The organism is Micromonospora sp. NPDC051141 (genome assembly GCF_044455765.1).
Taxonomy (GTDB): Bacteria; Actinomycetota; Actinomycetes; order Mycobacteriales; family Micromonosporaceae; genus Micromonospora.
This window is the reverse complement of record NZ_JBITFD010000035.1, coordinates 1-11,903: the sequence shown is the minus strand read 5'-3', so window position 1 is coordinate 11,903 and position 11,903 is coordinate 1. Positions and strand designations below refer to the sequence as shown.

The following is an 11,903-nucleotide window of genomic DNA, read 5'->3' as shown; positions in this document are numbered from 1 at the left end:
GCCATCGAACACTCACCCGAGCGCAACGCCTGCGCCGCCAGATGCACCGCGACCGCCGAGGACGAACACGCCGTGTCCACCGACACCGCCGGGCCCTCCAACCCCAGGGTGTACGCCACCCGCCCGGACATGACACTGGCCGCGTTACCCGTCAGCAGATGCCCCTCGCTGCCGGTCTGCGCGTCACCGATTATCGAGATGTAGTCCTGGCCGCTGGTGCCGACATACACGCCGGTGTCCGACCCGCGCAGCCCGGACGGGTCGATCCCGGCCCGCTCCAACGCCTCCCAGGAAACCTCCAACAACAACCGCTGCTGCGGATCCATCGCCACAGCCTCACGCGGACTGACCCCGAAGAACCCCGCATCGAACAACGCCGCACCAGTCAAAAACCCACCCTGCCGGACGTAACTGGCTCCCGATCGCGCCGAATCCGGGTCCGGGTCATCCCACGGCCCGACATCCCAACCCCGATCGGTGGGGAACCCCTCCACCGCGTCGACACCCTCGACCAGCAGCCGCCAGAACCCGTCCGGGTCGTCCACCCCACCCGGATACCGACACCCCATCCCCACAATCGCCACCGGCTCATCGACATCTACACCGACCGCCACCGGCGCGACGGCTACGGCAGCGTTCTTGCCAAGCAGCAGGCCCATTAGATGGTCGGTCAGAACCTGCGGGGTGGGATGGTCGAAGACCAGCGTGGCCGGCAGCGACAGCCCGGTCGCGGTGGCCAGCCGGTTACGCAGCTCCACCGCGGTCAACGAGTCGAACCCAAGCTCACGGAACGCCCGATCAGGTGCGACCGCCTGAGCACTGTCGTGACCAAGGGCTGTAGCCGCGTGGGTACGCACCAGTTCCAGGACTGCCGGCCGGCGCTCCTCAACTCCCACAGCCGCCAGCCTGGCGGCCAGATCCACCGGCGTATCGGCGGTGGACGCCGCCCGGCGGGCGGAGCTACCAGCCAACGTCCGCCACACCGGTGGCACGCCACCCGCTCCGCTACGACGGAGCGCGGCCAGGTCCACCCGGATCGGTACGAGCTGCGCCTGGTCAGTACGTATTGCCGCGTCGAACAACGCCAGGCCCTGCTCGGAAGAGAGGGCAAGGATGCCGCTGCGTCGCATCCGGTCCAGGTCGGCCTCGTCGAGGTGTCCAGTCATGGCTGACTGCTGGGCCCACAGCCCCCACGCCAACGACTGACCGACCAGACCCTCGGACTGCCGTCGCAGCGCCAAAGCGTCCAGAACGGCGTTCGCCGCGGCGTAGTTTCCCTGCCCCGGTGATCCGAGCGTGGCCGCCGCCGACGAATACACCACGAACAACCCGAGATCCATGTCCCGGGTCAGCTCGTGCAACCACCATGCCGCATCCGCCTTCGCCCGCAGTACCGGCTCCAGCCGCTGCGGCGTCAACGCCTCGACCACCCCGTCATCAAGCACACCCGCGGTATGCACCACCCCCACCACCGGATACTCGGCCGGTACCCCTGCGAACACCTCAGCCAGCGCATCCCGGTCAGCGGCATCACACATCGCCACCCGCACCCGGGCGCCCAGCTCCGTCAGCTCATCGACCAGTTCCCTCCCCCCGGCCGCCGCCAGGCCGCGCCGGGACAACAACAACAGATGCCTGACCCCGTGCGCGGTGACCAGATGCCGGGCCACCAACCCACCCAACATCCCCGTCCCACCAGTGACCACCACCGTGCCACCCGAATCCAGCCCGGCCGGCAGCCGCAGCACCACCTTGCCCACATGACGCGCCGCCTGCAGATAACGAAGGGCCTGCACGGCCTGGGTTGACTCGAACACCCTCACCGGCAGTGGCTGGAGGATGTCCGCGGCGAACATGTCCAGGATCTCGCCCAGCATCTGCCCGATCCGGTCAGCGCCGGCGTCGGACAGGTCGAACGCCTGATACACCACCCCGGGATGGTCTGCGGCAACCCGCACGTCGGTCTTACCCATCTCCACGAACTGGCCACCACGGGGAAGCAGGTCCAGCGACGCGTCCACGAACTCACCGGCCAAGGCGTTGAGCACCACATCCACCCCCTCCCCACCGGTCACGGTCAGGAAGCTGCGACGGAACTCCAGATCGCGGGAAGAAGCCAGGTGCGTATCGTCCACACCCATCTGGCGCAAGGTGTCCCACTTACCGGCGCTGGCAGTGGCGTACACCTGCAACCCCCACGCCCGCGCCAACTGCACCGCGGCCATACCCACCCCACCAGCCGCGGCATGAATCAGGATCCGCTGCCCCGCCCGCACACCGGCCAGATCCCGCAACGCGTAGAACGCGGTCAGAAACACAATCGGCACCGACGCCGCCCGAGTAAACGACCACCCCAGCGGGATCCGGGCCAGGACACGATGATCAGTGACCGCCACCGGCCCCAACGCCCCGTTGAACATGCCGAACACCCGGTCCCCGACCACCATCCCGGTCACGTCCGGGCCAACCTCGAGCACCACCCCGGCTGCCTCACTACCCATCACCGCAGCCGGATCCGGATACATACCCAACCCCACCAACACATCCCGAAAGTTCAACCCCGCCGCCCGCACCCCCACCCGTACCTGCCCAACCCCCAACGGCGCCGCCGCCTCCGGACAGTCCACCACCGTGAGGTTGTCCAAACTGCCCGGCTCCGACACATCCAGACGCCACGACAACCGGTCGCGACCAGGCAGGAGCAGACGGCCAGTACCGGCCCGGACCAACCGCCGCACATACAACCCACCAGCGCGTACCGCGATCTCCGACTCGCCGCTGTCGACAACCGCGGTCAGGATCCTGCCCAGCTCGTCACGGTGGGTGTCGTCGTCGAGGTCGAGCAGGACGAACCGGTGAGGATGCTCGGACTGCGCGGAACGGACCAGACCCCACACCGCCGCCGCAGCCAGATCACTGCCATCAGTAGCGCCCCGAGTGACCACCACCAACCGGGAACCGTCCGTGGCCGCATCGGCCAACCAGTCCTGGAGCCAACCCAACACCACCGTGCTCGCCGCGTGCGTGGCCTCGACAACGCCAACCGCATCGCCCGGGGCCGGTAGCTCGGCGACCACGACTGGGGGCAGCTCACCATCAACCTGCCCGTGCCGTCCCCAGACCGGTTCGGCAGCCTCCGGTTCCGCGTCCGGCAGCGGCACCCACTCCACCGCGAGCAGCGACTGCGCCGCATCCGGCATCCCGGGGCCCAACTGGTCGGCGGTCACCGGCCGCAACACCAACGAGTCCGCGGTCAGCACCGGCTGGCCCGCGGTGTCGAACACCGCCACCGCGATAGCCCCGTCGTCGGCTGGTGTGAGCCGGACCCGCAACGTGGTCGCCCCGGTCGCGTACAGTCGCACCCCACTCCACGCGAACGGCAACACCGCCCCGCCATCGTCGTCGCCGAGAAGTCCGGTCAACCCGATCGGGTGCAACGCCGCGTCCAACACCGCCGGATGCAACCCGAACCCACCCGCTGCGTCCTGCTCGGGCAGTACCACCTCCGCAAACACATCCCGATCGGAACGCCACACCGCCCGCAAACCCTGAAACACCGGCCCATACACGTACCCGCCACCGGCCAACCGCTCATACACGCCGTCCACCGCCACCGGCCGCGCGTCGACCGGCGGCCACTGCCCCAACCCGGACGGCACCCGACCCGCCTGCGGACTCAGCACACCCGTGGCATGCCGAATCCACGCACCCCCCACACCCTCCGCGCCTTCGGGCCGGGAGTACACGTTGACCGGCCGTCGACCGTCCTGGTCGGGGTCACCGACCCACACCTGGACCTGCGCTGCGCCCTGTTCGGGCAGCAGCAACGGGGTCTGCAGCGTCAACTCCTCCACGGAGGCACAACCCACCTGGTCGCTGGCGTACAACACCAGTTCCACGAACGCCGTGCCCGCCAACAACACCGCACCCAACACCGCATGATCGGCCAACCACGGCTGCCCCGACAACGACAACCGGCCGGTCAACACCACCCCGTCCCCATCAGCCAACGACACCGCCGCACGCAACAACGGATGATCAACCGAGCCCTGACCCAACCCCCGAGCATCCCCCACACCGCTGGCCACGGTCTGCGGCCAGAACCGCTCATGCTGAAACGGATAGGTAGGCAACTCAGCCCGCAGCGCGATGGCTCCGCCTACGCCCGTGGCCTCGGCCGGGCCGGCACTCGTGTCGAGCAGTATTGGCCAGTTCACCGCACCGCCGTGCACGTGGACACCAGCGACCGCGGTCAATAATGTCTGCGGCTCATCGCGTTCGGCGCGCATCGCCGGCAGCCACACCCCCGCTTCCGGGACTTCGGGGGTGCCGGCCATGGAGGTCAGCGTGCCGTCCGGGCCCAATTCGAGGAAAACATCCACACCCTGCTCGCGCAGCGCGGTCACCGCGTCGTGGTACCGCACCGTCTGGCGGGCGTGCGCCAACCAGTATTCGGGTTCGGTCACTCGGGCGCCGGGGGTGCCGGAGACCACCGGGATGGTCGGCTCCCGCCATGCCACCCCGTGCAACACGTGGGCGAAGTCGGGCAGCATCGGCTCCATCAACGGCGAATGGAACGCGTGACTGACCCGCAACCGCCGGGCCTTGCCGCCGGCGTCCCGCCACTGTTGCGCCAGTTCCAACACCACGTCCTGGTCACCGGAGATCACCGTCGAGCGGAGGCCGTTGATCGCCGCCACCCCTACCAGGTCGGTGTGCCCGGCGATCAACTTCTTCGCTTCAGTGTCACTGGCGGTCAGCGCCACCATGGCGCCACCAGCGGGTAGCGCCTGCATAAGGCGGCCCCGCGCGGCCACCACCGCCACCGCATCGGCCAGATCCCACACCCCCGCCACATGAGCCGCGCTCAGCTCGCCGATCGAATGCCCCGCCACATACTCCGGGGCCACCCCCCAGGAGCTGATCAGCCGGTACAAGGCCACCTGCACCGCGAACAGCCCCGCCTGGGTGTACATCGTCTGATCCAACAGCTGCGGCTCGCCCGCGACCACGTCCCGCAACGGCCGTTCGAGATGCTGGTCGAAGGACGCGCAGACCTGATCGAACGTCTCCGCGAACACCGGATACGTCTCATACAAGCCCAGACCCATCCCGGGCCGCTGACTCCCCTGCCCGGAAAACACCACCGCCAGCCGACCAGACCCCGCAACCCCACTCACCGCCCCCGACGCCTGACCACCCGCGGCCAGCACCCGCAACCCATCCATCAAGGCCGACCGCTGCTGGCCAAGCACCACACCCCGATGCGCGAACCCGGTCGCCCGGCCGTCCACCAACGCCCGCCCAACCGCAACCGAATCCACCTCGGACCGGTCGGTCAGGAACCCGGCCAACCGCTGCGCCTGCGCCCGCAACGCGACCTCGGACTTGGCCGACAACAGCCACGGCACCACCCCGCCGCCCGGCAGCGGAGCGGTTGGCGGCTCCTGGCCCGAGCCCGCCGGGTCGGCCCGTGTGCCCTGCGGCGACACGCCCGATTCGGCTTCCTCAAGGATGAGGTGGGCGTTGGTGCCACTGATCCCGAACGACGACACCCCAGCCCGCCGCAGCCGGCCGTTGACAGGCCACGGCGTGGCCTCGGTCAGCAGACGCACCGACCCGGCCGACCAGTCCACATGTGACGACGGGGCATCCACGTGCAGCGTCCTGGGCATCAACCCGTGCCGCATCGCCAAGACCATCTTGATGATCCCGGCAACCCCCGCGGCCGCCATAGTGTGACCGATGTTCGACTTCACCGACCCCAACCGCAACGGTTGCTCCTCGGGCCGGTCCTGGCCGTACGTGGCGATGAGCGCCTGCGCCTCGATCGGGTCACCCAGGGTGGTGCCCGTGCCGTGTGCCTCCACCACATCCACGTCGCCCGGCGACAACCGCGCATTCGCCAAAGCCTGACGGATCACCCGCTGCTGCGACGGACCATTCGGCGCACTCAACCCATTGGAAGCGCCGTCCTGGTTGACCGCGCTGCCCCGCACCACCGCCAACACCTGATGCCCCCGCCGACGAGCATCCGACAACCGCTCCAACACCAGAATCCCGACGCCCTCACCCCAACCCGTGCCGTCGGCGGCGTCCGCGAACGGTTTACACCGCCCGTCAGCAGCCAACCCACCCTGCCGGGAAAACTCCACAAATGCCCCCGCAGTGGCCATCACCGCTACGCCACCAGCCAGGGCCATCGAACACTCACCCGACCGCAACGCCTGCGCCGCCAAATGCACCGCCACCAACGACGACGAACACGCCGTGTCCACCGACACCGCCGGCCCCTCCAGGCCCAGGGTGTACGCCACCCGCCCGGATGCCACACTTGCGTTGGTCCCGGTCAGCGCGTATCCCTCGGTTTCGGTCTGTGTGTCGCCGATCATCGAGATGTAGTCATGGCCGGTGGTGCCCACATACACGCCGGTGTCCGAGCCGCGTAGCCCCGACGGGTCGATCCCGGCCCGCTCCAACGCCTCCCAGGAAACCTCCAACAACAACCGCTGCCGCGGATCCATCGCCACAGCCTCACGCGGACTGATCCCGAAGAACCCCGCGTCGAACAACGCCGCACCAGCCAGGAACCCACCCCTGCGCGCAAAGCCACTCCCCGACCGCGCCGGACCCGGGCCATCTGACGACCCGACATCCCAACCCCGATCCGTGGGGAACTCACCCACCGCGTCGACGCCCTCGACCAGCAGCTGCCAGAACCCCTCCGGGTCACCCACCCCACCCGGATACCGACACCCCATCCCCACGATCGCCACCGGCTCGACACTGGCGGCCTCCAAGGCCTGTACCCGGCGGTTGGCCTGGCGCAGCTCGGCAACGGTCCGCTTGAGGTACTCGCGCAGCTTGTCGTCGTTGGTCACGGGTGTCCCTCCGGAGCGGGTACGGGCATTCAGGCCGAGCCGAGCTCGTTGTCGACAAGTTCGAACAGCTCGTCATCGGTGACCTCGTCCAAATCGGCGTCGGGCCCGGCGGCCGACTCCGCGGGCAGCGGCGCGGCGAGCCGAACGACCAACGCCTGAAGACGCCGGGCGAGCTGAGCACGCGTATCCGCATCCACGCCCGGCCCGGCGAGCGCGCTCTCCAACCGATCGAGCTCGGCGACGGCCGGCACCTCGGCCTCCTCGGCCGGCCACAGCTGAACCCGAAGATGGTCGGCCAGAGCGGTCGGTGTCCGATGGTCGAAGATCAGCATGGCCGGCATGGACAGCCCGGTCGCGGTGACCAGTCGGTTATGCAGCTCCACGGCGGTCAGCCAGTTGATGCCGGGCAGGCCATCGAGACCGCGGCGATGGGTCCAGTCACTCGATCCTGAACCTCGTGCAGGCGTCGCCGGGTCTCCAGCAGGTTGTCCGTGGCCTGTCGCAGATATGTCCGCAGCTTCTCATCGTTGCTCACGCCGTTCGCCCTCCCTCGGAGCTTGCGATCTTGTCGAGAACGTCGAACAGCTCGTCATCTGAGGCTGCATAAGTGTCGATCACCGGGGTTGCCCCGGGGCCCCCCGTCTGGGCCTCGATCCTGCGCGCCAGTTCACGCAGGCGGTCCGCCAGCTTCGTCGGATCTCCGCCATCACCCGGGGCCCACGTGCGTATGGCCTGCTCGATCCGGTCCAGGTCGGACTGCAGCGCATTTGCGGGCGTCTTCTCCTCTGGCACCACTCGCGTCCACAGCTCCCGGCCGAGTGCGGCGGGAGTGGGGTAGTCGAAGACCAACGTGGCCGGCAACGACAATCCGGTCGCGGCGGCCAACCGGTTACGCAACTCCACCGCGGTCAACGAGTCGAAACCGAGATCCCGGAACGCGCTGTCCGGATCAATCGTCGCGGGGCCAACGTGGCCGAGCACGACCGCGGCGTGTGCCCGTACCAGTTCCAGGACTGTTCGCTGGCGCTCCTCCACTCCCATAGCCGCCAGCCTCGCGGCCAGATCCACCCGCGCGCCGGTGGTGGTCGCCGCCCGGCGGGCCGAGCCGCCGGCCAACGTCCGCCACACCGGTGGCACACCACCGGCTCCGCTACGACGGAGCGCGGCCAGGTCCACCCGGATCGGTACGAGCTGCGGCTGGTGAGTACGTACTGCCGCGTCGAACAACGCCAGGCCCTGCTCGGAGGAGAGGGCAAGGATGCCGTTCCGCCGCATCCGGTCCAGGTCGGCCTCGTCGAGGTGTCCAGTCATGGCTGACTGCTGGGCCCACAGCCCCCACGCCAACGACTGACCGACCAGACCCTCGGACTGCCGCCGCAGCGCCAAGGCATCCAGAACGGCGTTCGCCGCGGCGTAGTTTCCCTGCCCGGGCGACCCGAGGGTGGCCGCCGCCGACGAATACACCACGAACAACCCGAGATCCATGTCCCGGGTCAGCTCATGTAACCACCATGCCGCATCCGCCTTCGCCCGCAGTACCGGCTCCAGCCGCTGCGGCGTCAACGCCTCGACCACCCCGTCGTCGAGGACTGCGGCGGTGTGCACCACCCCGACCACCGGATGCTCAGCTGGCACCCCCGCCAACACCGCCGCCAGCGCGTCCCGGTCAGCGACATCACACGCCACCACCTGAACACGCGCGCCCAACGCGGTCAGCTCACCGGCCAGCTCCGCCGCCCCCGGCGCGGCCGAGCCGCGCCGGGACAACAACAACAGGTGCCTGACCCCGTGCGCGGTGACCAGATGCCGGGCCACCAACCCACCCAACATCCCCGTCCCACCAGTGACCACCACCGTGCCACCCGCATCCAGACCGGCCGGCAGCCGCAGCACCACCTTGCCCACATGACGCGCCGCCTGCAGGTAACGAAGGGCCTGCACGGCCTCGGTTGACTCGAACACCCTCACCGGCAGTGGCTGGAGGATGTCCGCGGCGAACATGTCCGCGATCTCGCCCAGCATCTGCCCGATCCGGTCAGCGCCGGCGTCGGGCAGGTTGAACGCCTGGTACGCCACTCCGGGATGGTCTGCGGCAACCTGAGCCGGGTCCCTTGTGTCGGTTTTACCCATCTCCACGAATCGGCCGCCGCGGGGCAGCAGGTCCAGTGACGCATCCACGAATTCCCCGGTCAGGGCGTTGAGGACCACTTCCACGCCCTGCCCGCCGGTCGCGGTCAGGAAGCTGCGGCGGAAGTCCAGATCGCGGGACGAGGCTAGATGCGCATCGTCCACACCCATTCGGCGTAAGGTGTTCCACTTGCCGGCGCTGGCGGTGGCGTACACCTGCAATCCCCAGGCATGGGCTAGTTGCACCGCGGCCATGCCGACGCCGCCGGCCGCGGCGTGGATCAGGATCCGTTGGCCTGGCCGTACCTCGGCCAGATCCCGCAACGCGTAGAACGCGGTCAGGTAGACGATCGGCACCGACGCCGCCCGAGTGAACGACCAGCCCTGTGGGACCCGGGCCAGGAGACGATGATCGGTGACCGCCACCGGCCCGAATGCTCCGTCGAACATGCCGAACACCCGGTCCCCGACCACCATCCCGGTCACGTCCGGGGCGGTCTCGAGCACTACTCCGGCTGCCTCGCTACCCATCACCGCAGCCGGATCCGGGGACATTCCCAACGCGAGCCACACGTCGCGGAAGTTCAATCCCGCCGCTCGTACCCCCACCCGTACCTGCCCCGCCGCCAACGGCGCCGCCGCCTCCGGACAGTCCACCACCGTGAGGTTGTCCAAACTGCCCGGCTCCGACACATCCAGACGCCACGACAACCGGTCAGGGCTGGGCAGGGACAGCTGCCCGGTGCCGGTCCGGGTCAACCGCCGCACATACAACCCACCAGCGCGTACTGCGATCTCCGGTTCGCCGCTGTTGAGGGCCGTCGTGAGGATCCTGCCCAGGTCGCTACCCTGGCCGGTGTCGTAGTGGGTGTGCTCGTCGAGGTCGAGCAGGATGAACCGGTTGGGGTGTTCGGACTGCGCGGAGCGGACCAGGCCCCACACGGCAGCCGCGGCCAGGTCACTGCCGTCGGTAGCGCCACGGGTGAGCACCACCAGCCGGGAACCGTCCGTGCCCGCATCGGCCAGCCAGTCCTGGACCCAGCGCAACACCAGGGTGCTCGCCGCGTGCGTGGCCTCGACAACACCCACCGCACCGTCTGGAGCCGGTAGCTCGGCGACCACCACCGCAGGCAGCTCACCGTCAACCTGCCCATGCCACGCCCAGACCAGCTCGGTAGCCGCCGCCGTGGTGTCAGGCTCCGCGTCTGGCAGCGGTACCCATTCCACGGCGAACAGTGACTGCGCCGCATCCGGTACCCCGGCGCCCAACTGGTCGGTGGTCACCGGTCGCAACACCAGCGAGTCCGCGGTCAGGACCGGCTGGCCGGTGGTGTCGAACACCGCCACCGCGATAGCCCCGCCGTCGGCGGGTGTGAGCCGGACCCGTAGCGTGGTCGCCCCGGTCGCGTACAGTCGCACCCCGGTCCACGCGAACGGCAACACCGCCCCGCCATCGTCGCCGAGCAGGCCGGTCAACCCGATCGGGTGCAACGCCGCGTCCAACACCGCCGGATGCAACCCGAACCCACCGGTCTCGACGCCCTCGGGCAGTGCCACCTCCGCAAACACATCCCGATCGGAATGCCACACCGCCCGCAAACCCTGAAACACCGGCCCATACACATACCCGCCGTCGGCCAACCGCTCATACACGCCGTCCACACCCACCGGCCGCGCGTCAACCGGCGGCCACTGCCCCAACCCCGACGGCACCCGACCAGCCTGCGGACTCAACACACCCGTGGCATGCCGAATCCACGAACCCTCCACGCCTTCTGGCCGGGAGTACACATTGACCGGCCGCCGACCGCCCTGGTCGGGGTCACCGACCCACACCTGCACCTGCACCCCACCCTGCTCCGACAGCAGCAACGGGGTCTGCAGCGTCAACTCCTCCACGGAGGCACAACCCACCTGGTCACCGGCGTACAACACCAACTCCACGAACGCCGTGCCCGCCAACAACACCGCACCCAACACCGCATGATCGGCCAACCACGGCTGCGTAGACAGGGACAACCGGCCGGTCAACACCACCGCGTCCCCATCAGCCAACGACACCGCCGCACGCAACAACGGATGATCAACCGAACCCTGACCCAACCCCCGAACATCCCCCACACCGCCGGCCACGGTCTGCGGCCAGAACCGCTGATGCTCAAACGGGTACGTCGGCAGGGCAACCGTGTGGGTCGGACCGCTGCCCAACACCGGGGTCCAGTCAACAGCGACACCAGCCACGTGCAGAGCAGCCACCGACCGCAGCCAACGATCACGCCCACCGTCGTCACGACGCAGCGTGCCCGCCACCACCAAGCCCTCACCGGCCTGCTCCACCGCCATCGCCAACACCGGATGCGAACTAACCTCCACGAACATCCGATGACCGGCCTCGACCAGGGTCTGGATCACCTCCGCGAACCGCACCTGATGCCGCAAATTCCGATACCAGTACTCCCCGTCAAGACCCGCGGTATCGACCCGCCCCGCCTCCACGGTCGAGTAGAACGGCACCTGCCCGGTGGAGGGCCGCAGACCAGCCAGGTCGGTGCGTAGCCGGTCCTCGATCGCCTCGACCTGCGGTGAATGTGAGGCGTAGTCCACCGCGATCCGGCGGACCCCCAACCCCGCGTGCGTCCGCACGAACTGCTCACACGCGACCGTGGTACCCGAAATCACCACCTGCGCCGGACCATTGACCGCCGCCACCGACAGGTCCCCACCCCACCCGCCGATCAACTCCCGCACCTCAGAGAGCGGGGCCGGCACCGACACCATGCCCCCCGACCCCGACAACGCCGCGATCGCCCGACTCCGCAACACCACCACCCTCGCCCCATCCTCCAACGACAAACCACCAGCCACACACGCCGCAGCGATCTCACCCTGACTGTG

The 11,903-nt window shown here is 69.0% G+C and carries 4 protein-coding genes; all 4 read right to left on the bottom strand.

Going from position 1 to position 11,903, the window contains the following annotated elements; translation table 11 throughout:
- The coding region (locus ACIA6B_RS32435) for an SDR family NAD(P)-dependent oxidoreductase (RefSeq protein ID WP_396779295.1) at positions 1-6,881 on the bottom strand (6,881 nt) is incomplete at its 3' end.
- Positions 6,882-6,910: 29 nt separating this feature from the next.
- Complete coding sequence (locus ACIA6B_RS32430) at positions 6,911-7,213, bottom strand: hypothetical protein (protein ID WP_396779293.1); 303 nt, start codon at positions 7,211-7,213, stop codon at positions 6,911-6,913.
- 56 nt (positions 7,214-7,269) lie between these two features.
- Positions 7,270-7,416 (bottom strand): polyketide synthase docking domain-containing protein, encoded by a 147-nt coding sequence (locus ACIA6B_RS32425; protein ID WP_396779291.1) that lies wholly within the window; start codon positions 7,414-7,416, stop codon positions 7,270-7,272.
- A partial coding sequence (locus ACIA6B_RS32420) for an SDR family NAD(P)-dependent oxidoreductase (RefSeq protein WP_396779289.1) occupies positions 7,413-11,903 on the bottom strand: 4,491 nt, incomplete at its 5' end. The genes ACIA6B_RS32425 and ACIA6B_RS32420, both read right to left, overlap by 4 nt.